The 22,356-nt window shown below is 69.3% G+C and carries 18 protein-coding genes; 12 read left to right on the top strand and 6 right to left on the bottom strand.

The features are described 5' to 3' along the window. The first annotated feature begins 70 nt into the window (after nt 1-70). The 7 genes from pyrH (at nt 71) to AB0269_RS05475 (ending at nt 4,857) form a co-directional block, all read left to right on the top strand. The gene (pyrH, locus tag AB0269_RS05505) at nt 71-787 is read left to right on the top strand and encodes a UMP kinase (protein WP_366210228.1); all 717 of its coding nucleotides are present in this window, start codon (nt 71-73) and stop codon (nt 785-787) included. Nucleotides 788-857: 70 nt separating this feature from the next. Next, nucleotides 858-1,412: a ribosome recycling factor gene (gene frr / locus AB0269_RS05500; RefSeq protein WP_366210227.1), complete on the top strand. Its 555-nt coding sequence runs from the start codon at nt 858-860 to the stop codon at nt 1,410-1,412. A 6-nt stretch (nt 1,413-1,418) separates the two neighbouring features. Beyond that, on the top strand, nt 1,419-2,531 hold the full coding sequence (locus AB0269_RS05495; RefSeq protein ID WP_366210226.1) for a phosphatidate cytidylyltransferase: 1,113 nt from the start codon (nt 1,419-1,421) through the stop codon (nt 2,529-2,531). Then, nucleotides 2,531-3,112 carry a DivIVA domain-containing protein gene (locus tag AB0269_RS05490; protein WP_366210512.1) on the top strand — a complete coding sequence of 194 codons (582 nt, stop codon included), beginning with the start codon at nt 2,531-2,533 and terminating at the stop codon, nt 3,110-3,112. The genes AB0269_RS05495 and AB0269_RS05490 overlap by 1 nt, the downstream gene beginning before the upstream one ends. Nucleotides 3,113-3,160: 48 nt before the next feature. Next, nucleotides 3,161-3,847: a transglycosylase SLT domain-containing protein gene (locus AB0269_RS05485; protein ID WP_366210225.1), complete on the top strand. Its 687-nt coding sequence runs from the start codon at nt 3,161-3,163 to the stop codon at nt 3,845-3,847. A gap of 9 nt (nt 3,848-3,856) precedes the next feature. Then, entirely contained in the window at nt 3,857-4,144 is a 288-nt protein-coding gene (locus AB0269_RS05480; RefSeq protein WP_366210224.1) for a hypothetical protein, read from the top strand. Nucleotides 4,145-4,146: 2 nt separating this feature from the next. Beyond that, nucleotides 4,147-4,857 carry an alpha/beta hydrolase gene (locus tag AB0269_RS05475; RefSeq protein WP_366210511.1) on the top strand — a complete coding sequence of 237 codons (711 nt, stop codon included), beginning with the start codon at nt 4,147-4,149 and terminating at the stop codon, nt 4,855-4,857. Nucleotides 4,858-4,873: 16 nt separating this feature from the next. On the opposite strand, the gene AB0269_RS05470 is transcribed toward AB0269_RS05475, so the two are convergent. Further along, entirely contained in the window at nt 4,874-5,923 is a 1,050-nt protein-coding gene (locus tag AB0269_RS05470; RefSeq protein WP_366210223.1) for an AI-2E family transporter, read from the bottom strand. A gap of 171 nt (nt 5,924-6,094) precedes the next feature. Here AB0269_RS05470 and AB0269_RS05465 point away from each other — a divergent pair, with 171 nt between their 5' ends. After that, nucleotides 6,095-7,990 carry a glycosyl transferase gene (locus tag AB0269_RS05465; RefSeq protein WP_366210222.1) on the top strand — a complete coding sequence of 632 codons (1,896 nt, stop codon included), beginning with the start codon at nt 6,095-6,097 and terminating at the stop codon, nt 7,988-7,990. Further along, on the top strand, nt 7,987-8,934 hold the full coding sequence (locus AB0269_RS05460) for a tetratricopeptide repeat protein (RefSeq protein WP_366210221.1): 948 nt from the start codon (nt 7,987-7,989) through the stop codon (nt 8,932-8,934). The genes AB0269_RS05465 and AB0269_RS05460 overlap by 4 nt, the downstream gene beginning before the upstream one ends. Nucleotides 8,935-8,943: 9 nt before the next feature. Here AB0269_RS05460 and glgB read toward each other — a convergent pair whose 3' ends face one another. The 3 genes from glgB to glgX all read right to left on the bottom strand — a co-directional run bounded on the left by glgB (nt 8,944) and on the right by glgX (nt 15,314). Further along, complete coding sequence (gene glgB / locus AB0269_RS05455) at nt 8,944-11,130, bottom strand: 1,4-alpha-glucan branching protein GlgB (RefSeq protein WP_366210220.1); 2,187 nt, start codon at nt 11,128-11,130, stop codon at nt 8,944-8,946. Then, the gene (locus AB0269_RS05450) at nt 11,127-13,091 is read right to left on the bottom strand and encodes a maltotransferase domain-containing protein (RefSeq protein ID WP_366210510.1); all 1,965 of its coding nucleotides are present in this window, start codon (nt 13,089-13,091) and stop codon (nt 11,127-11,129) included. Before AB0269_RS05450 ends, glgB begins: the two co-directional genes overlap by 4 nt. Nucleotides 13,092-13,253: 162 nt before the next feature. Continuing rightward, nucleotides 13,254-15,314: a glycogen debranching protein GlgX gene (gene glgX / locus AB0269_RS05445; protein WP_366210219.1), complete on the bottom strand. Its 2,061-nt coding sequence runs from the start codon at nt 15,312-15,314 to the stop codon at nt 13,254-13,256. Between the two features lie 92 nt (nt 15,315-15,406). Between glgX and AB0269_RS05440 the strand changes: the two genes are divergently transcribed. Genes AB0269_RS05440 through ligA form a run of 3 tightly spaced genes read left to right on the top strand, consistent with a single transcriptional unit; the run spans nt 15,407 to nt 20,055 of the window. Then, nucleotides 15,407-16,576 carry a cysteine desulfurase family protein gene (locus AB0269_RS05440; protein ID WP_366210218.1) on the top strand — a complete coding sequence of 390 codons (1,170 nt, stop codon included), beginning with the start codon at nt 15,407-15,409 and terminating at the stop codon, nt 16,574-16,576. Between the two features lie 34 nt (nt 16,577-16,610). Then, nucleotides 16,611-17,708, top strand: a complete 1,098-nt coding sequence (gene mnmA, locus AB0269_RS05435) for a tRNA 2-thiouridine(34) synthase MnmA (RefSeq protein ID WP_366210217.1) — start codon at nt 16,611-16,613, stop codon at nt 17,706-17,708. 31 nt (nt 17,709-17,739) lie between these two features. Then, nucleotides 17,740-20,055 carry an NAD-dependent DNA ligase LigA gene (gene ligA, locus AB0269_RS05430; protein WP_366210216.1) on the top strand — a complete coding sequence of 772 codons (2,316 nt, stop codon included), beginning with the start codon at nt 17,740-17,742 and terminating at the stop codon, nt 20,053-20,055. A gap of 75 nt (nt 20,056-20,130) precedes the next feature. Here ligA and AB0269_RS05425 read toward each other — a convergent pair whose 3' ends face one another. Both AB0269_RS05425 and AB0269_RS05420 read right to left on the bottom strand, forming a co-directional pair. After that, nucleotides 20,131-20,403, bottom strand: coding sequence for an acylphosphatase (locus tag AB0269_RS05425; protein WP_366210215.1), 273 nt, complete (start codon nt 20,401-20,403; stop codon nt 20,131-20,133). A 115-nt stretch (nt 20,404-20,518) separates the two neighbouring features. Next, entirely contained in the window at nt 20,519-22,333 is a 1,815-nt protein-coding gene (locus AB0269_RS05420) for a DEAD/DEAH box helicase (RefSeq protein WP_366210214.1), read from the bottom strand. Between the last annotated feature and the right edge of the window lie 23 nt (nt 22,334-22,356).

Below are 22,356 nucleotides of genomic sequence, written 5' to 3'. Positions count from 1 at the left end.
ACCAGGGTCCGAACCCCTTCTTCGTGCCCAGAAGGCACTATCTTGAATCGGGACGAGAGGACATCCACCCATGACTGAACGCACCGGACGCCGTCGCGTCCTTCTCAAACTCTCCGGAGAGGCCTTCGGCGGGGGACAGCTCGGGGTGAACCCCGACGTCGTCGGTCAGATCGCGCGCGACATCGCCGCGGCGGTCGAGCACGTCGAGGTCGCCATCGTCGTCGGCGGAGGCAACTTCTTCCGCGGCGCAGAGCTCAGCCAGCGCGGCATGGACCGCGGCCGAGCGGACTACATGGGCATGCTCGGCACCGTCATGAACGCCCTAGCGCTGCAGGACTTCCTCGAGCAGGCCGGCGCCCCCACGCGCGTGCAGTCGGCGATCTCGATGACGCAGGTCGCAGAGCCGTACATCCCGCTGCGCGCTGAGCGCCACATGGAGAAGGGCCGCGTCGTCATCTTCGGCGCCGGTGCGGGCCTGCCCTACTTCTCCACGGACACCGTCGCCGCCCAGCGCGCGCTGGAGATCGGTGCGCACGAGGTCCTCGTGGCCAAGAACGGCGTCGACGCCATCTACACCGCCGACCCGAACAAGGACGCCACGGCGACCCGCATCGACACCGTGACGTACCGCGACGCGCTGCAGCAGGGGCTCAAGGTCGTCGATTCGACCGCCTTCAGCCTCTGCATGGACAACGGCATGGACATGCGCGTGTTCGGGATGGAGCCGGCAGGCAACGTCACCCGCGCCCTGCTCGGCGAGCAGATCGGCACGCTCGTCACCGCGTGACGCCGCTTGCCAGGGTGCGAAGGCCGTGCCCGGATAGAATTGCACGAACCCCCTGATGATAGGAGCCACCGTGATCGCGGACGTCCTCGCTGAAACCACCACTCGCATGTCGCGCGCCGTCGAGGCCGCGAAGGAGGACTTCGCCACTGTGCGCACGGGACGTGCGAACCCGCAGCTGTTCCAGAAGGTGATGGTCGACTACTACGGCTCGCCGACTCCGCTCGCTCAGCTCGCGTCGCTCGCCAACCCCGAGGCGCGCTCGCTCATCATCACGCCGTACGACAAGTCGGCCCTCAAGGCGATCGAGCAGGCCATCCGCGACATGCCGAACCTCGGCGCGAACCCGACCAACGACGGCAACATCGTGCGCGTCACGATGCCGGAGCTGACCGAGGAGCGCCGCAAGGAGTACGTCAAGCTCGTGCGCAGCAAGGGCGAGGACGCGAAGGTGCGCGTGCGCGGCATCCGTCGCAAGTCCAAGGACGAGCTGGACGCGCTGAAGGACGAGGTCGGCGAGGACGAGGTCTCGCGCGGCGAGAAGGAGCTCGACGCTCTCACGCGTCAGCACGTCGACCTCATCGATGACGCCCTCAAGCGCAAAGAGACCGAGCTCCTCGAGGTCTGAGAGCGCATGGACGATCAGGTCGGAGACGCCGAAGGGCAGCCGCTGACGCGGCGAGAGGCCCGCGAAGCGGCGACCCCTGACATGGCCCCGGAGCCGGCGCCGGCGCAGAGCGTGCCGATCGACGAGTCGGTCATCCCGCCGCTCCCGAAGTCCGCGGAGCTCCCGACCGACACCGGGTCGGCGATGCGAGAGCAGCTGCGCCAGGCGCGCGGGGACTTCGAGATCCGCGCGCATCAGGCCAGAGAGCACCTGGACCAGGCCAACGAGCGCATCAAGGCGCGCACGGGTCGCGACCTCATCCTCGCGATCCTCGTCGGCCTCGCCTTCGGCGCCGTGCTGCTGGGGTCTCTGCTGTTCGTCAAGGAGCTCTTCCTCCTCATCGCCCTGGCGGTCGCCGTCCTCGGGATCTTCGAGCTGACCCGTGCGCTGCGCACCGCGCAGCGCCGCGTCGACATCGTCCCCCAGGTCGCGGCGGGTGTCCTGCTGGTGCTGGCCGGCTACTTCGCGCCCGCCTGGCTCAGCTGGGTCACGCTCCTGTTCGCGGTATCGTTCGTGATCGTCTGGCGCCTGGTCGCGCAGATGATCGCCAAGGACGGCCGCACGTACGGCGACGTCCTCACCGACGCGCTCGTCGGCGGGTTCGTGCAGATCTACGTGCCGTTCCTCACCAGTCTCGCCCTCATGCTGCTGCGCCAGGACGGCGGACAGTGGTGGGTGCTGGCGTTCATCGTCGTCGCGGTCGCGTCGGACACCGGCGCGTATGCGGCCGGACTCGCCTTCGGCCGCCATCCGATGGCGCCGCGGATCAGCCCCAAGAAGACATGGGAGGGCTTCGGCGGTGCGGTTGTCGCCGCTGCCGCCGCCGGCGTGCTCCTTGCGCTGTTCATGCTCGATCTGCCCTGGTGGGCCGGTCTCGTCTTCGGCATCGCGATCCTCGTCTCCGCGACGGTCGGCGACCTCGGCGAATCGATGATCAAGCGCGACATCGGCATCAAGGACATGAGCTCGTGGCTGCCGGGACACGGCGGCATCCTCGATCGGGTCGACAGCATCCTGCCATCGACCGTCCCCGCTGTGACCCTGTACTTCCTCCTCTCCCCATGGGCGGTGCTCGCATGATGACCACGGACGCCCCGGAGCAGGCGGCCCCCGAGGCCGGCGCCCCGTCCTTCCGCATCGCCACCGGGCGCGAGCGCGGCTATCATCGCGCTGCGGTCGACACGTTCCTTGCTGCCGCCAGGGAGAGCTTCGAGTCCGACTCCGGAGAGCTCTCGGCCGAGGACGTGCGCATCGCATCGTTCCCTCTGGTCAAAGGCGGGTACGCGATCGGCGACGTGGATGCCGCTCTCGGGCGCATCGAGGACGCCTTCGCCGCGCGCCGGCGTGAGGAGGCGATCCGCGACGGCCGTGCCGAGGAGTGGGTGCAGCACGCGCGATCCGAGGCGCAGATCATCCTCGACCATCTCGCACGTCCCCGCCGCCAGCGATTCGCCCGTGCGGGTTTCCTGTCGTTCGGGTACCGCGTCGACGAGGTCGACCACGTCGCGAACCGCATCGTCCGCTTCCTGCGCGACGGCGACGCGCTGAGCGTTGAGCAGCTGCGATCGGCGGCATTCCGCATGCAGCGCCACGGCTATCGCGAGGAGCAGGTCGATGCCCTGCTCGACGCCGCCATCGAGGTCATGCTCGCCGTCCGGTGAGTGCTCTCATGGTGAACTCAGGCGGCTCGCGCTAGAATCGACTCCATTGTGACTCCCGGTACTGAGATCGACCCCGTCAGCGGTGCCTCCGCGCAGGTCGCGTCGGCAGCCCCGAAGCTCCCGACCACCACGAAGCGACCCTGGATCCGCAGGCGCGGCATCACCGGCGCCCTCGCGGCGTTCGGCGTCGTCGCCATGGCCGCTGCCGTCATCGCACCGACCGGTATGGCGCTTGCCGAGCAGCCCGAGGCCGACACCGCGACGGCGTTCTCGCTCGCGGTCGAGGACACCCAGGACCTGACGGTCACCGTCGAAGGCGCGACCATCGCTCCCGTCGAGCGCGGTAGCTTCGAGGTGTACGTGAAACCGAAGCCCAAGCCGAAGCCGGCCCCCGCTGTCGCGTCGACGTCGACGCAGTCCTCGTCGAGTGCGCCCGGCCCCGTCTTCTACACCGGCGGCGGCGCTCCGGCGGAATGGATGGCCGCTGCCGGTATCGCCTCGAGCGACTGGGGCTACGTCGACTACATCGTCTCCAAGGAGAGCGGCTGGAACCCGAACGCGACGAACGCGTCCTCCGGCGCGTGCGGCCTGGTCCAGGCGCTCCCGTGCAGCAAGGTGCCCGGCAACGGTTACGACCCGGTCGACAACCTGCGCTGGGGCAACGGCTACGCGACCGGTCGCTACGGCAGCTGGGCGAACGCGTACGCGTTCTGGACCGCGAATCACTGGTGGTAATGCTCCGCCATGCCCCGCTCGAACCGACGGCGTCCGGAGCGCCAGGACACTGACGACTCGTTCCAGCGGCTCCTGGCCGGGTGGAAGCGCACTGAGGTGCGCCGGGGCCGCGAATGGACCGTGCAGCCCGTCTCGGCCCGGCAGGCGCTGAAGGAGTACACCTGCCCCGGCTGCCACCGCACGATCGCGCCGGGCACGCCGCACCAGGTCGTCTGGCGCGCGGACGGGGTGCTCGGGGATGCCGCAGACCTCGCCGCCCGCAGGCACTGGCATACACAGTGCTGGGGCGCGGCGTGACGATTCAGATCCGCGGGCCGCTGGAGCTGCCCGCGCGTCGCGAGGACATCGAGCTGACCACAGCCGACGACCTCACCCTGGTCGGCGAGCTCGCTCTGCCTCTGCACGTCGATCCGGTCGCGACGCTCGTCGCGCTGCACCCGCTGCCCACGGCGGGCGGGAACATGGATTCGCACATCCTCCGCAAGACCGCCGCCCGGTTCCCGGCCATCGCCGAGCTCGCGGTGCTGCGGTTCAACACCCGGGGCACGTCCTCACCCCGGGGCACGAGCCAGGGCCGGTTCGACGGGGGAGCGGCGGAGCAGTTCGATGTCGCGGCGGCGATGGATGCCGTGCACGAGCGGTCCCTTCCCCGGCCTTGGCTGATCGGCTGGTCGTTCGGGACGGAACTCGCCCTGAAGTACGGACGGGACCACGATGTCGAGGGCGTCATTCTGCTCTCGCCGCCGCTCCATCGCGCCACCGAGGCGGAGGTCGCGGCCTGGGCGGGTGAATCGCGACGCATCATCGCATTGATCCCCGAGTTCGACGACTATCTGCGCCCAGACGAGGCGCGCAGGCGTTTCGCCTCCGTCCCGCATCTCACGCAGATCGACGTCGAGGGCGGCAAGCATCTCTGGGTCGGCGAGACGCAGACCCGTCGCGTGCTCACCGAGATCGTCGCGGCGGTGAACCCCGACGCGCTCCCTCTGCCGACGGAGTGGCCGGCCTGACGGGCGCGGCGCGGCGTCAGCGCTCGTTCATCCGCGGGATCAGCACCTGGCGGTAGATGATCAGGATGCTCGCGGCGACCGGGATCGCGATCAGCGCGCCCAGCAGTCCGAGCAGCGACCCGCCGGCGAGGGCGGCGACGACGACGACCGCGCCGGGGACCGAGACGGCTCGGCTCATGATGCGCGGCGAGATGACGTATGCCTCGATCTGCATGTAGATGAGGTAGTAGATCCCGGCGGCGAGGGCGGTCGCGGGGGAGCCGAGCCCGGGGATCAGGCACACCAGCACGATGATCGTCGACCCGGTCAGCGTTCCCACGAGCGGGATGAGCGAGAAGAAGAAGGCGATCACGGCGAGCACGGCGGCGAACGGGGCGCCGATGATGTTGAGGTAGATCGCGCTGAGGATGCCGTTGATCACGCCGAGCGTGACCTGGCCCATGACGTAGTACCCGACCGAGTCCGTGATCTGCTCCGCGAGATCGATGAACCGCGGTCGCTTCGAAGCGGGGACGAGCTGGTAGACGGAGCGCTTGAGCGACGGCGTGGAGGCGGTCAGGTAGATCGTCAGGATGAGCACGATGAACGCCCCGAACAGTCCGCCGACGATCGAGACGCTGGCGTTGATGACCCCGCCGGTGATGTCGCCGAGATTTGCGATCAGCCAGTCCTGGGCCTCGGTCAGCACGCGCTCGATGTCGAGGTTGGGGAAGATCCCGGTGATCCACTCCTCGATATCCGACGCGAACGTCGGCCGCGTCACCAGATCGAGGATCTGCTCGATGAGCTGCGTGACCTGGGAGACGAGCACCGGCAGCACGATCAGCACGATGCCTGCGAACACGCCGAGGACGAGGATGAGGGTGATGAGGACGGCGAGCCACCGGGGGAGCTTGCGGCGCTCGAGGAATGAGATGACCGGATCCAGACCGAGGCTGATGAACAGAGCGGTGCCCACGTACAGGAGCACCGTCGACAACGACTGGATGCTGCCGATCAGCAGGATGCCCAGCCCGACGCCGAGCGTCGCGACCAGCGCGGTGCGGAACGGATTGTGGAGTTTCATCTGCTCTCCTCCGGAAGACTGATCTCAGGCTAGTGGGCTGACCTGCCGCCGCAGCGCCGACGTGCCGGGGCTCGGGCGGCCCTCGTAGTCAACACTCAGGCTGTTTCGATAGTCTGAAACGTCGAGCGGTGACGCGGACTGGGAGTCCGGGTTGCGTAAGGAGACTTTTTCGTGCGTTTCGTCTGGGCCGTCGTGGCCTTCGTCCTGGCCACGCTTCTCATCGGAGCGGGCATCGCTCAGCGAACGATCTTCATGGGCCCCGCGGCTCAACAGGTCGAGCTGAGCGTCGAAGACTCGACCCCGTTCGTGCTCGTCGACGGCGCCGTTCTGCGCGAGAACCCGGGCCAGCAGACGCTGCTCGTCCGCGGCGACGGCGATCTCTTCGCCGCGTACGGGCGCACGGCCGACATGCAGGCCTGGCTCTCGGACGCCACCTACACGGCGATCGATCTGGACGCCGACGGCGAACCCACCAGCACGGTCGTCGAGCCCACGGTGCAGCCCGACGAGGGCGAGTCGACGGAGGGCGAGACGACCGAGGGCGAGACGGAGCAGGCGGGGCGCAACCCGGCCGGATCCGACCTGTGGCTGGACTCTTTCAGCGAATCCGATCAGCTGATCACCGACATGCAGCTGCCCGAGGGCATGAGCATCCTGATCGCGAAGGACGGCACAGAGCCCGCGCCGTCCGACATCATGGTCTCGTGGCCCGTCGACCGCTCGACCCCGCTGGTCGGGCCGCTGATCACCGCCGGCGGCATCGTGCTTCTGGTCGGCCTCGTGCTATACGTGCTCGCGATCCGTCATCAGCGACGCGGACGCGGCCCGCGCCGCAAGGGACCAGGGCCGCTGCCTGCCACCGAGCCGATCGACCTCTCGGTGGAACCGGCACCGGTTCGTGAAGCGCTGGAGGAGCCGAAGGGCGCGGATGCCGCATCCGAACCGGAGTCCGAGCCGGCGGCCGATGCGAAGGGGACGCGCACGGAGCGACGGGCGCTGAAGTGCCGCCGACTGCTGGTGCTGCCCGCGCTGGGCCTGGCGGGCCTCATGTTCGCCGGGTGCTCGAGCGACTCCTGGCCGCAGTTCGACGCGGCGACGCCGACGCCGACACCGACCCAGACGGTCATCACTCCCGAGAACCAGAAGCCGCCGGCAGTGACCGAGGCGCAGGCCTCTCGCATCCTGCAGAGCGTCGCCGCGACGATCGAGCAGGCTGACGCCGACCGCGACATCGATCTCGCGGGAACCCGCATTTCGGGCATGGCGCTCGACGCCCGCAGCACGGATTACACGCTGCGCGGAACCCTGACCGATCGTGAGCCGCCGGCCGCCATCCCGACCGAGGCGATCGAAGTCCTGCTCCCACAGGCCACCGATGAGTGGCCGCGCACCGTGCTCGTGCTCAGCAAGAGCAAGAGCGACGACACGATCCCGCCGACCATCCTCACGATGACCCAGGCCGATCCGTGGTCGAACTACACGGTCACGAACATTGCCGAGATGCAGGCGTCCACCGAGATCCCGCAGCTCGCGCCGGCGTGGCTCGGAACGAGCCTGATCACCGAGAACGCTGCGGCCTTCCTGACCCTCGCGCCCGACGAACTCGCGGCGGCGTTCGCCGACGTCGTCGATGCGGGGGAGAAGAGCGAGTACTACGACTCGTTCGATCCGGTCGCGCTCTCGCTCGCCGACTCCATCGTGCAGAGCCGCAATGCCGTGACGCAGGCCCTGGCCGACAGCGGCGCAACCGAGACGTCGCAGGCGGCTTTCGACGTCGCTCCGAGCGACGATCCCGCCGTCGCGATGGCGACTCTCGACAGCGGCGCGATCGTCGCAGTCTCGCTCGTCGATCAGGAGAAGATCACGCCGAAGACGTCAGACGCGGTGATCCGCTTCGGCGACAACCCCGAGGCGAAGACGCTGACCGGTGCCGAGGAGGCGTCGAAGGGCGTCGTGACGACCTACGGCCTGCAGCTGTTCTTCTCCGTGCCCAGCCAGGGCTCGACCGAGCAGGTCCGCCTGCTCGCCGTGCACCAGGACATCCTCGACGTGGAAGTGATCAAGTGAGCGACATCTCCCCGGCCGCCCTGCGAGGCGCCGTCGACCTCTCGTCCCTGCGCAATCGGCCGGCGGCCCCGGCGAATCCGGCATCCGCGCCCGATAGCGGCCAGGATCCTGCGCAGGGCGGGCTGATCGTCGATGTGACGGATGCCACATTCGGCCAGATCCTCGAGCTCTCGCGCACCGTCCCCGTCGTCGTCGACCTGTGGGCCGAGTGGTGCGGGCCCTGCAAGCAGCTCAGCCCCATCCTCGAGAAGGTCGTCACGGAGCTTTCCGGACGCGTCGTGCTCGCCAAGGTCGATGTCGACGCCAATCCGCAGCTTGCCCAGAGCTTCCGGGCGCAGTCGATCCCGATGGTCGTGGCTCTCATCGCCGGGCAGCCCGTGCCGATGTTCACGGGAGCCGTGCCCGAGGAGCAGGTGCGGCAGGTCTTCGACCAGCTCCTTCAGGTCGCGGCGCAGAACGGCGTGACGGGCAGCGTCGACGTCACGGGCGAGGCGGACGCGCAGGGCGCCGACGAGCCTCAGGAGGCTCCGCTTCCTCCGCTGCATGCGGAGGCGTTCGCCGCGATCGAGCGCGGCGACTACGCCGCTGCCATCACGGCGTATGAGAAGGCGCTGGCGGAGAATCCGCGCGACGAGGATGCCCGTGCAGGGCTCGGACAGGTCCGCCTGCTCGACCGCGTGCAGGGCCTGGATCTGCAGGAGGCCCGCGCAGCCGCGGCGGCAGCACCGCAGGACGTGCAGGCTCAGTTCGCTGTGGCCGACCTGGACATCTCGGGCGGGCACGTCGACGACGCCTTCGGCAGGCTCCTCGACCTGTTCGCCGCACTGCCGTCCGACCAGCGCGCACCCGTGCGCGAGCGTCTGGTCGAGCTGTTCGGCCTCATCGGCGCGGACGACCCGCGCGTCACCGCAGCCCGCAACAGGCTCTCGTCGCTGCTGTTCTGACGCCGGTCGTCAGCCACGCTCCGGCCGATACCGCAACCAGAGCGTCGACAGCGGGGGGAGGGTGATCTTCGCCCTGGGCGTGCCGTGGTCGCCCGACCTGTGCGCGGCGACGCGCCCGTAGTTGCCGATTCCGGATCCGCCGTACTCGGTGGCGTCGGTGTTCAGGATCTCCTCCCACACACCGGCCACAGGCAGATCGATCTCGAGGTTCGCGCGCTCGACGCCGGCGAAGTTGCTGGCCACGACGACGCGTCCGCCGTGCAGGTCGCGCCGCTCGAAGACGATCACCGTTGGGTCCCAGCTCGGGGCACCGAGCCTGCGGAAGCGCGTGCTGTCGCCGTCTCGCTCCCACAGCGGCGCGGTGCCGTGGTAGACGGCGTTCATGGCGCCGACGAACCGCTGAAGCTGCGCATGCGACGGCTGATCGAGCAGCCACCAGTCCAGCGGGCGGCTCTCGGACCATTCGGACAGCTGCCCGAACTCCTGACCCATGAACAGCAGGTTCTTGCCGGGGTGGCCCCACATGTACGCGAGATAGGCGCGAACGTTCGCGAGCTTGTGCGCATGGTCGCCCGGCATCTTCGAGAGCAGACTGCCCTTGCCGTGCACGACCTCGTCGTGACTGATCGGCAGAAGGTAGTTCTCGCCGAAGGCGTAGACGAACGAGAACGTCATCTCGCCCTCGTGGTGCGAGCGGTACATCGGATCGCGGGCGATGTACTGGAGCGAGTCGTTCATCCAGCCCATGTTCCATTTGAACCCGAACCCGAGGCCGGCCTGATCGGTGCGGGCTGTGACGCCGGGGAAGCTCGTCGACTCCTCGGCGATCATGATGATCCCGGGGTGGGTGCGGTACGCGGTGGCGTTGACCTCCTGCAGGAACCGGATCGCCTCGAGGTTCTCGCGCCCGCCGTGCACGTTCGGCTCCCACTCGCCGTCACGGCGCGAATAGTCGAGGTACAGCATGGATGCCACGGCATCCACACGCAGTCCGTCGATATGGAACTCCTCGAACCAGTACAACGCGTTCGCCACGAGGAAACCGCGCACCTCGGGGCGCCCGTAGTCGAAGATCAGAGTGCCCCAGTCCTGGTGCTCGCCGCGGCGGGGGTCCGGGTGCTCGTAGAGCGGCCGCCCGTCGAACCGTGCCAGCGCGAAGTCGTCCTTGGGGAAGTGGCCGGGAACCCAGTCCAGGATGACGCCGATCCCGGCCTGATGAAGCCGGTCGATGAGATACCGCAGGTCGTCCGGCGTTCCGAACCGGGCCGTCGGGGCGTAGTAGCCGGTGACCTGGTAGCCCCACGACCCCCCGAACGGATGCTCCGCGAGAGGCATGAACTCGACGTGGGTGAATCCCGTCTCGGTGACGTGCTCGATGAGCGGATCCGCGATCTCGCGGTAGCCGAGTCCCTCACGCCAGGATCCGAGGTGGAGTTCGTAGATGCTCATCGGCTGGGCGACCGCGTGCGTCGCCGCGCGGCGCGTCATCCAGGCGCCGTCCTTCCAGCCGTACGCGGAGAACGGTACGACCGAGGCCGTCTCGGGCGGCACCTGAGTGCGCTGCGCCATCGGATCGGCTTTGAGGATCCACGCGCCGTCCGGTGTGAGGATCTCGTACTTGTAGGTCATTCCGGGGCTCGCACCGGGGATGAACAGCTCCCAGACGCCGCTCGAGCCCATCGAGCGCATGCTGTGCCCCTGGCCGTTCCAGCCGTTGTGGTCTCCCACGACGCGGACCGCCCGCGCGTTCGGGGCCCACACGGCGAACGCCACGCCGATCTCGCCGTCCAGGAGGTGCGCGCCCGCGCCCAGCACCTCCCACAGTCGTTCGTGCCTGCCCTCGCTCACGAGGTGCAGATCGAGCTCGCCGATCGATGGCAGGTGACGGTATGGATCGCCCGCCGTCTGCTCGTCTCCGCCGTCGTAGACGGTCACGAGCTGATACGGCACCGGCGCACCGAGATGGTCGCCCTGCCATATTCCGTCAGCGACATGCTCGAGGGAGACGCGTGTGCCGTTCTTCAGGACGGCGACCACGCTGTCGGCCAGCGGCCGCAGGGCTCGGATCCTCGTCGATGTGCGACCGGCGGAATCGGTGGTCGGGTGGGGACCGAGGACGTCATGCGGTGCGTGGTGGGCGCCCGCGGCGACCGCCGCCCAGTCGGCGGGCACATGCGAGTTCGTCATGGCGCTCATGGACGACCCTTCACGTGGAGGATGTGCACGGGCTCGGCGAACGCGTCGAGCCGGACGTAGTCGTGATCGGTCCAGGTCCAGGTCGCGCCGGTGATGAGATCCTCGACCTCGAACGGCTCACCGGGTTCGACCCCCCACACCCGCGTGTCGAGATGGATCGTCGTCTCACGGACGGAGTGCGGGTCGACGTTGACGACCACGATCAGCGTGTCGGCGGCGCCGGTGCCCGTGAATGCCGCGTCCAGATGCTTCGAGTACACCAGAACGGCGTCGTCGTCGCTCCAGTGCACGCTGAGGTTGCGCAGCTGGCGCAGCGCCGGGTGGGCGCGGCGGATCTCGTTCAGTCGGCGGAGGTACGGTGCGAGGGAATCGCCGGCGGCCTCGGCTCCGGCGAAGTCCCGCAGCTTGTACTCGTACTTCTCGTTGTCGATGTTCTCCTCGGAACCGGGTCGCGCGACGTTCTCGTACAGCTCGTAGCCCGCGTACACCCCGTACGTGGGGGCGGCGGTCGCCGCGATGGCCGCGCGGATCCGGTACGCGGCGCGCCCGCCGAATTGGAGGTACTCCGTGAGGATGTCGGGTGTGTTCACGAAGAGGTTCGGGCGCAGATAGTCGGCGGTGTCGACGGCCAGTCCCGTGAGGAACTCCTCGAGTTCGCGCTTGGTGTTCCGCCACGTGAAGTACGTGTAGCTCTGCTGGAATCCCGCTGCGGCCAGCCCCCGCAGCGGAGCGGGACGGGTGAACGCCTCGGCGAGGAAGACGACGTCAGGATCGGTCTCGGTGACGCGGGCGATCAGCCACTCCCAGAACTGCAGCGGCTTGGTGTGCGGGTTGTCGACGCGGAAGATCCGCACGCCCTGCGCGATCCAGTGCTGGACCACGCGCAGCACCTCCTGGCGGAGGCCGTCCGGATCGCCGTCGAAATTCAGCGGATAGATGTCCTGATACTTCTTCGGCGGGTTCTCCGCATACGCGATCGTGCCGTCGGGGAGGGCAGTGAACCAGTCCGGGTGCTCGAGGACCCAGGGATGGTCCGGGGATGCCTGCAGCGCGAGGTCCAGGGCGACCTCGATGCCCCTGCGGCGGGCCTCTTCCACGAAATGCCGGAAGTCGGCGAGCGTTCCGAGATCGGGATGGACGGCGTCGTGCCCGCCTTCCGCGGCGCCGATGGCCCAGGGCGAGCCCGGATCGCCGGGGCCGGCGTTCAGCGTGTTGTTCGGACCCTTGCGGTGCGTCCGTCCGATGGGGTGGATCGGCGGGAGGTACAGCACCTCGAACCCCATGTCGGCGACGCGCTGGAGGTGGGCTGCGGCGGTCCGGAACGTTCCACTCGTGATGCTCCCGTCCTTCTCCCGCTTCGCGCCCTCTGAGCGAGGGAAGAACTCGTACCAGGCGGCGGCTCCGGCGATCGTGCGCTCGACGATGAGGCGGTGCTCCTTCGTCTGGGACGACAGCGACATCAGCGGCCGCTCGGTGAAGAACGTCGCCAGCTCAGCATCCGTGGCGACGGCCAGGGCGGTCGCGGCATCCGCATCGTCGAGCAACGCGGAGAACCTGGCCAGTGTCGCCCGCTCGGCCGCCGGGCGGGTCCTGTCGGTCGCGGCGCCGGCGAGAAGGTCGCGTCCGAGCGCCGCCATCACCGGCGCGTCGACGCCGGCGGCGATCTTCACCGCCGCTGCATGAGCCCATGTCGCGAAGTCGTCCGCGAATGCCTCGAAGCGGTAGCGCCACGCGCCCTGCGCGTCGAGGGCGATGTCGGTCGACCAGCGGTCGGTGCCGTCGGCCAGCGCCGTCAGGCGGTGCAGCGACTTCTCGCCGTCCGGTGCAGTCAGACGCACGTGCACGCCGATCCGGTCATGCCCCTCCCGGAAGGCGACGACGCTGAACGGCACGACCTCTCCTGCGAAGGATTTCGCCGCGAAACCACCGGGGACGGCGGGTCGCGCATCCGCGAGGGGGATGCGACCGGTCAGTGTTCCCGGCGACGGTGTCGCGGCCCGGGGCCGCAGAGGGATCTGAGCGGGGCTCCGAAGCGCCGCGGGACGTTTGCCAGAACGTGCTGCCACACCCTGAATGTACCGTGCCGCGGTGCCGTGCAGAACCCGTCGGCGGCCGCGCGCCGGCTACTCGACGCGGAACAGCCGCATGGACGTGCCGGGGGTCGGGACGACATCACCCGGAGCGAACTTCTCCATCGCGTCGCTCGGCCGCTCATCGGCGCTGGACCACAGCGAGACGAACGACGTCGCCCCCTCGATCTCCGGCAGCCGGACGTCTGTGGCGGACTCCGTGCCGTGCACGATCAGCAGGATGCGGTTGATCGGCTCATCGACGGGCGTGGACTCGGCCACGTACTGCAGCGTCCGGCTTCCCGGATCCGTCCAATGCGTCTCATCCATCGTCTCGCCGCTCTGGTTGTACCAGTCCATGACCGACGCGTTGGGGGTGTGCACGTCGCGCCGCGCGTACCGCGACGGCCGCAGCGCGGGGTTCTCGCGCCGCAGGCGCGTGAGCGCTGCCACGTGCGCGCGCAGGTCCTCCTGCCAGGGCTCGAGCTCCCAGCTCAGCCAGGTCATGGGGGAGTCCTGCGCGTAGGCGTTGTTGTTGCCGCGCTGCGTGCGCCCCGTCTCATCGCCGGCGGTGAGCATCGGGATGCCCGCCGAGAGCAGCAGCGTGCCGAGGAGGTTGCGCATGGCCTTCCGCCGGGCGGCGCCGATCACGGGGTCGTCGGTCGGGCCCTCGACGCCGTGGTTGAACGCCCTGTTCGTGTCGGCACCGTCGCGGTTGTCCTCGCCGTTGGCCTCGTTGTGCTTGATGTCGTAGCTCACGAGGTCGTGCAACGTGAAGCCGTCGTGCGCGGTGACGAAGTTGACCCCGGCGAGCGGTCCGCGCTCCTTGCTGAACGTGTTCGACGAGCCGGCGAGGCGCGTCGCGAATCCGCCGATGCCGACCGGTGCCGATGCCCGCCGCGCGTAGTCGATGTCGCTGAGCCAGAAGTTGCGCACCCGATCGCGGTAGCGGTCGTTCCACTCGTGCCAGCCCGGCGCGAAGTTGCCGGTCTGCCAGCCGCCGAGCCCGACATCCCAGGGCTCGGCGATCAGCTTGGCGTCTGCCAGAGCCGGATCGTCCCGGATCGCCAGCAGCAACGGGTGCTCGCGGGAGTACTCGTGCGCGGCATCCCGGCCGAGCGCAGCGGCGAGGTCGAAGCGGAATCCGTCGATCTGCATCTCGTTCGCCCAGTAGCGGAGCGAGTCGAGGACCAGACGTGCGCCGGCATCCGTCGCGGTGTTCAGGGTGTTGCCGCATCCCGTGGTGTCGATGTACGCGCCGTCGGGCTGCTGGCGGTAGTAGCTCGCGTTGTCGATGCCGCGCAGGCTCGACCGCGGTCCGCCGATGCCCTCCTCGGAGGTGTGGTTGTACACGACGTCGAGGATCACCTCGAGGCCGGCTTCGTGCAGCAGCTTCACCATGCCCTTGAACTCGGCGAGCACAGCCTCGGGGCCCTGCTTGCGCGCCTCGTCGGTGGCGTAGGCGGCGTGAGGGGTGAAGAAGTTGAGGGTGTTGTAGCCCCAGTAGTTCGTCAGGCCCCGCTCGAGCAGGCGCGGCTCGGGCACGAAGGCGTGCACCGGCAGCAGCTCGATCGACGTGACCCCGAGTGAGCGGAAGTGCTCGATCATCGCGGGGTGTGCGAGGCCCGCGTACGTGCCGTGCAGTGCCGGCGGCATGTCGGGATGCCGCTTGCTGACGCCCTTGAGATGGGCCTCGTAGATCACGGTGCGGTCCAGGGGGACGCGGGGCTTCGGGATCCCGCCCCAGTCGAAGCCGTCCTCGATGACGACCGAGCGCCAGTCCTCGTAGCCCGTGCCCTGCGCGAGTCCGCGTCCGTAGGGGTCGAGCAGGAGGGTCTCGGGATTGAACGTGTTGCCGGGCCCGTGCGGGCCGCCCACCCGCAGCGCGTACCGGGTGCCCGGCTGCAGCAGGGGAGTGGTGATCTCCCACACCCCTCCGGGTCGGCGCTCGAGGGCCGCCTCGTCGGTGACCCAGTCCAGGTCGGTCTCGTCGAACACGACAAGCTCGATGGACGAGGCGTTCTGCGACCAGACGCGCAGGGTCGCGACGCCGTCGTGCAGGTGCACGCCGAGGTGATCGAGGGCAGCACCGCCAGGAGCTGTGAAATCGGGCATGAGTAAAGAATAGAGGCGATGCGCTGGGGTCTCGCCGGATCCGGGACCCGGTTCCAGATGCCGCGCCGGTCGAAATGGGGGAGAGTTGAGGGATGCGGTTCTATCTCGACCATGCGGCGACGACCCCTCTGCGTCCGGAGGCGCGCGAGGCATGGCTCACGGCCGCTGACGTCGTGGGCAACGCCGCGTCGACGCACGGGGCGGGCCAGGACGCCCGCCGACTGCTCGAGGATGCGCGCGAGACGATCGCAGAGGCGCTCGGGTGCGACCCGATCGAGGTCGTGCTGACGTCGGGCGGCACCGAGTCCATCAACACGGCCCTGCACGGCATGTGGACATCGCGGGCAGCGGATGCCGATGCCGTCGTCCTCCCCGATGGGGAGCATCACGCGACCATGGACACCGTCACGGCGCTGGCGGCCTCGGGCGCGGCGGTGCGCCCGGTCGCACTGACGCCGCTCGGGGGGATCGAGCCGGCGGCATTCGCCGACGCGCTCCCCGGTGCCGCGCTGGCCACCGCGCTCGTCGCCAACAACGAGGTCGGAACGCTCAACGACGCGCGCGCGCTGTCGGCAGCGGCAGCGGCTGCCGGCGTACCGCTGCATCTCGACGCCGTCGCGGCCCTCGGGCACGTTCCGCTCTCCTTCCGAGATCTGCGGTCGGATGCCGCGGCCGGTGCGGGTCTGGTGGCCATGAGCGTCGCCGGGCACAAGATCGGTGCGCCGGTCGGGGTCGGGGCGCTCGTGGTGGCTCGGACGGCCAGGATGGCTCCGCTGCTGCACGGCGGCGCGCAGCAGCGCGGTCTTCGCGCCGGCACTCAGGACGTTCCGGGTGCTGCGGCGTTCGCGGCCGCGCTCGTGGCGGCCAGGTCCGAGTTCGACGTCGAGAACGTGCGGCTCACCGGGCTCCGCGACCGGCTCATCGACGGCATCCGTGCGGCGGTGCCCTCAGCCCGACTGCTCGGCGATCCCAGACACCGGCTCCCGGGCAACGCGCACTTCCTGTTTCCGGGGGCCGTGGGGGAGAGCCTGCTCTTCCTCCTGGACGTCGCCGGTGTCGCGGCATCCACGGGATCCGCCTGTCAGGCAGGCGTCGCCGAGCCCTCGCACGTGGTCCTGGCGATGGGCGGCAGCGAGCAGGACGCGAGGAGCGTCCTGCGCTTCACGCTCGGCCGCACGTCGACCGACGCGGATGTCGACGCCGTGCTCGATGCCATCGCCGATGCTTACGCGCGGGCGTCCGGGCGGCTGAACGCTCGCTGAGCCTGTCGAAGCGCGAGAAACGTAGACTGGAGTCATGCGGATTCTTGCGGCCATGAGCGGTGGCGTCGACTCCGCCGTCGCGGCTGCACGTGCCGTGGAGGCGGGCCACGACGTCACCGGCGTGCATCTCGCCCTCTCCCGGGCCGGAGGGACGCTGCGGACGGGCAGTCGCGGCTGCTGCACGATCGAGGACGCCATGGATGCCCGGCGTGCCGCCGACCTGCTCGGCATCCCCTTCTACGTCTGGGACTTCTCCGAGCGCTTCCGCGACGACGTGATCGACGACTTCATCTCGGAGTATCAGGCCGGCCGGACCCCCAACCCGTGCATGCGGTGCAACGAGAAGATCAAGTTCGCAGCCCTCCTCGAGCGGGCGCTGGAACTCGGCTTCGACGCGGTGTGCACCGGGCACTACGCCAACCTCGTCTCCACCGAGACGGGGCTCGAGCTGCACCGTGCCGCAGACGACGCCAAGGACCAGTCGTACGTTCTCGGCGTGCTGACGGCCGAGCAGCTCGCGCACACCTATTTCCCACTGGGCGAGACGCCCTCGAAGGCGCTGGTGCGCGCCGAAGCCGCCGAGCGCGGCCTCAGCGTCGCGCAGAAGCCCGACAGCCACGACATCTGCTTCATCCCCGACGGCGACACGCGCGGCTGGCTGGCAGAGAAGGTCGGGGCCGAACAGGGCGAGATCCTCGACCGCGACGGTCAGGTCGTCGGATCGCACGACGGCGCGCACGCGTTCACCGTCGGTCAGCGACGCGGCCTCAAGCTCGGCATCCCCGCACCCGACGGCAAGCCCCGCTTCGTCCTCGAGGTGCGCCCGGTGTCGAACACGGTCGTCGTCGGCCCCAAGGAGGCGCTCGCGATCGGCGAGATCTCGGGGGAGCGGCACTCGTGGGCAGGCGCCGCGCCGACGTCGGACGAGTTCGACTGCGAGGTGCAGATCCGTGCGCACTCCGAACCCGTCCCCGCGCACGCGTCGGTCTCGGCCGTCGGGGTGACGGTGGTGCCGGATGTGCCGCTGGACGGCGTCGCCCCGGGCCAGACAGCGGTGCTCTACGTCGGCACCCGGGTGCTCGGCCAGTTCACGATCGACCGGACCGTGTCGGCGGTTCCCGTCTCGGCCTGAGAATGTCGGTGTGCGCTCCTAAACTGAGACAGTGCCGGAGAACATCTCGCTGGAAGACGCCCGCGTCGAGGCAGAAGAGCTGACCACACGCATCCTCGAAGCGAAGGACGCGTACTACGGGCGCGACACGTCGCTGGTCGACGATGCGACGTACGACGGCTGGATGCACCGGCTCGAAGAACTCGAGCGTCTGCACCCCGAGCTGCAGGGGCAGGACTCGCCGACCCAGATGGTGGGCGCTGCGCAGGCGACGGGACTTGCGACCATCGAGCACGCCGAGCGGATGCTGAGCCTCGACAACGTCTTCTCGATCGAAGAGCTCCGCGAGTGGGCCGCGAAGACCCGCGCGTCTGCCGGGCGCGACGTCGCCTGGCTCACCGAACTGAAGATCGACGGTCTTGCGATCAACCTCCGCTACGAGAACGGCGTGCTCACCTCGGCCGCGACGCGCGGCGACGGGCGCGTGGGCGAGATCGTCACCGAGAACGCGCTGCGGCTGCCGATGATCCCCGAGCGGCTCAGCGGCGAGGGGCATCCCGAGATCGTCGAGGTCCGCGGAGAAGTGTTCATCCCGGTCGCGGCGTTCGAGCGTCTCAATGCCGCACAGGCCGAGTTCCGCGAACGGGCGTACTCCGATGCGCTCGCCCGTTGGGAGGGTCGTGGCGGTGCGAAGCGTCCCTTCGAGGAGGAGAAGGCGCGCAGCGCTGCGGCTCGCCGGTTCCCGGCCTTCGCGAATCCGCGCAACGCCGCCAGCGGTGGCCTGCGCCAGCAGATCGACAAGAAGGACGGGCTCGAACTCGAGGCAGGGCTGCTGCGGATCGCGTCGCTCGACCTGTACGTGCACGGCATCGGCGCATGGACGAACCCGCCCGTCGCCGCCCAGAGCCAGGTGTACGACCTCCTCGCGTCGTGGGGGCTCCCGGTCAGTCCGCACTCGAAGGTCTGCACGTCGATCGATGAGGTCACTGAGTTCGTGGCGTACTTCGGCGAGCATCGTCACGACATCGAGCACGAGCTCGACGGCATCGTCGTCAAGGTCGACGAACTCGCCCTGCACGATGAACTGGGCATGACCTCGCGGGCGCCGCGGTGGGCGATCGCCTACAAGTACCCGCCGGAAGAGGTGCAGACGAAGCTGCTCGACATCGTCGTCTCCGTCGGTCGCACCGGGCGCGCCACGCCGTTCGCGGTGATGGAGCCTGCGCACGTCGCGGGGTCCGTGGTCCGGCAGGCCACCCTGCACAACAAGGACGTCGTGAAGGCCAAGGGCGTGCTGATCGGCGACACCGTCGTCCTGCGCAAGGCGGGGGATGTCATCCCCGAGGTGCTCGGCCCCGTGGTCGAACGCCGAGATGGCACCGAGCGCGAGTTCGTCATGCCCGCGAACTGCCCCGAGTGCGGTACGCCGCTGCGGCCCATGAAAGAGGGTGACATCGACCTGCGCTGCCCGAACGCGCGTTCGTGTCCTGCGCAGGTGCGCGGCCGCGTCGAGCACATCGGTTCGCGGGGCGCCCTCGACGTGGAGGCGCTCGGAGAGGTGACCGCTGCCGCTCTGACCCAGGCCGAACCGCCCGCCGTCGCGCCGCTCGACACCGAGGCAGGTCTGTTCACCCTCACGCTCGAGCAGATCGTGCCCATCGAGGTCGTGGTGCGCGATGCCGAGACGGGGCTGCCGAAGGAGGACGACGAGGGCGTCGTCAAGACGCGCGCGCCGTTCCGACGCAATCCCACCGCTGCGGAGAAGAAGCGCGGGATCGAGGGGCCCCAGCCGTCGTCGCAGGCGCAGACGCTGCTCGCCGAGCTCGAGAAGGCCAAGACCAAGGAGCTGTGGCGCCTGCTCGTTTCGCTGAACATCCGGCACGTCGGGCCCGTGGCCGCGCGTGCGCTCGCACAGTGGTTCGGGTCGCTGGATGCGATCCGGGCCGCATCCCGCGAGGAGCTTGCGGCTGTCGAGGGCGTCGGCGGCATCATCGCCGACTCGCTGCGGGACTGGTTCGAGGTCGACTGGCACGTCGACATCGTCGAGCAGTGGGCTGCGGCAGGCGTCCAGTGGGCGACGCCGGGGCATCCGGGGCCGGGTGCTGCGACGGTCGAGGGCGGAGTGCTCGACGGACTCACGGTCGTCGCGACCGGCTCCCTCGACGGTTACACGCGTGACGGCGCGCAGGAGGCGATCATCAAGGCCGGCGGCAAGGCTGCATCGAGTGTCTCGAAGAAGACCGACTTCGTCGCCGCGGGCCCCGGGGCCGGCTCCAAGCTCGCGAAGGCGGAGGAACTCGGCATCCGCATCCTGGATGCCGCACAGTTCCACATCCTCGTGACCGAGGGCCCGGCAGCGCTCGACTGACATCGCGAGAATTGTGTTACGCGCCGAGAATTGCTCTGCGATTCCGATTCTCGACGTGCAAGGCGATTCTCGAGGTCAGGTCGAGCGGATGCTGAAGCCCGCCCCCGGCTGTGCCGCGGCTGCCGTGACGTCGACGCGGTCCACGCGTGAACCGAGCGGTCCCGCGGCCATCGCGTCGAGGACCGCTTGAACGGCGGCATCCGAACCGTGCAGCTCCGCCTCGACCGAGCCGTCGCGGAGATTGCGCACCCAGCCTGTGACGCCCTGAGCGTCCGCGGCATCCCGCACGAACCAGCGGAAGCCGACGCCCTGCACGCGCCCCCGAACGACGAGCCGCACCGATGTCATGCCTCCAGCATGCCTCGTCTGCATCTGCGAAACAGGTGCAGCCCGTCGAAACAGGCCGTGGCACGCCGTGTTTCGGGCGACAAGACCTGTTTCACACGTGCGGCGGGGGCGCGGATCAGCCCTTGTGACGGGGCTTGCGCGCCGGGCGGTCGTCGTACGACGGACGGTCGCGGCGCTCGTAGCCGCCGTCGCGATCCTCGCGCGGGCGGCGCGCGCCGCCTCCGCGCGGACCGCGATCGGGCTTGATCTCGATCGCGCGTCCCGAGATGCGGGTGTCACGCAGCTTCTCGAGCACGGATGCCGGCATGTTCGACGGCAGCTCCACGATCGAGAAGTCGGGCCGGATGTTGATCGCGCCGAAGTCGTCGCGGCCGAGGCCGCCCTCGTTCGCGAGCGCGCCGACGATCTGGCGGGGCTCGACGCGGTGACGGCGACCGACCTCGATGCGGTACGGCGCGTAGTCGCCGCGGCTGCGGCGCTCGCGCGGCTCGCGTGCCGGGCGGTCGCGGTCACGGCCCTCGCGCGGCGGACGGTTGTCGCGGGCGACAGCGGCGGTCAGCTCATCGTTCTCGGGGTCGAGCAGCAGAGGGGTCTCTCCCTGCGCGACGACGGCGAGGGCCGCGGCGACGTCGGCCTCGGGCACGTCGTGGTTGCGGACGTAGTGGGCGATGATGTCACGGAACTTCTCGATGCGGTCGCCTTCGCCCAGGGCAGCGGTGATCGCATCGTCGAAGCGTGCGAGCCGCGTGGTGTTGACATCCTCGGTGGTCGGCAGCTGCATCTGCGCCGGCTGCTGGCGAGTCGCCTTCTCGATGTGCTTGAGAAGGTAGCGCTCGCGCGGGGTGATGAAGCTGATCGCATCTCCCGAGCGGCCCGCACGGCCGGTGCGGCCGATGCGGTGCACATACGACTCGGTGTCGGTCGGGATGTCGAAGTTCACGACGTGGCTGATGCGCTCCACGTCCAGCCCGCGCGCGGCGACATCGGTGGCGACGAGGATGTCGAGCTTGCCGTCCTTGAGCTGGTTGACGCTGCGCTCGCGCTGCACCTGGGGTACGTCGCCGTTGATCGCCGCCGCCGAGTATCCGCGGGCGCGCAGCTTCTCGGCGAGCGTCTCGGTCTCGTTCTTGGTGCGGACGAACACGATCATCCCGTCGAAGTTCTCCACCTCGAGGATGCGGGTGAGGGCATCGACCTTCTGCTGGTACGAGACGACGAGGTAGCGCTGCGTGATGTTCTGGTTGGTGGTGGTCTTCGCCGTGATCGCGACTTCTTCCGGCGCGTTCAGGTACTGCTGGGCGAGGCGCCGGATCGCGGCGGGCATCGTCGCCGAGAACAGCGCGACCTGCTTGTCCGACGGAGTCTGGGCGAGGATCTGCTCGACGTCCTCGGCGAAGCCCATCTTGAGCATCTCGTCGGCCTCGTCGAGGACGAGGTACTTCAGCTCGGAGAGGTCGAGCGTGCCCTTGGCCTGGTGATCCATGATGCGCCCCGGCGTGCCGACGACGATGTGCACGCCGCGCCGAAGCGCCGACAGCTGCACGCCGTAGCCCTGACCGCCGTAGACCGGCAGCACGCGGACGTCCTTCATGCGCGACGAGTAGGCCTCGAACGCCTCGCACACCTGCAGTGCGAGCTCGCGGGTCGGCGCGAGCACGAGCGCCTGCGGAGTCTTCTGCGACAGGTCGAGGTTCTCGAGCACGGGCAGCGCGAAGGCGGCGGTTTTGCCCGTTCCGGTCTGCGCGGTGCCGAGAACGTCCCGGCCCTGGATCAGCAGCGGGATGGTCGCCGCCTGGATCGGCGAGGGCGTCTCGTAGCCGAGGTCGCGGATGGCTTTGAGGACGGGCCCGGTGATGCCGAGCTCCTCGAATCCGGGGGTCGTGTTCGACTCGTCGGCGGGCTCGGTGCGGGGTGCGTCTTCAGGGGTCACTGATCAAAGGTAGCGCCCCGCAC

Origin of the sequence: Microbacterium sp. NPDC077644 (genome assembly GCF_040702785.1) — a bacterium.
Taxonomy (GTDB): domain Bacteria; phylum Actinomycetota; class Actinomycetes; order Actinomycetales; family Microbacteriaceae; genus Microbacterium.
Note: the sequence above shows the minus strand (reverse complement) of the source record. Positions and strands in the feature narration are given on the sequence as shown.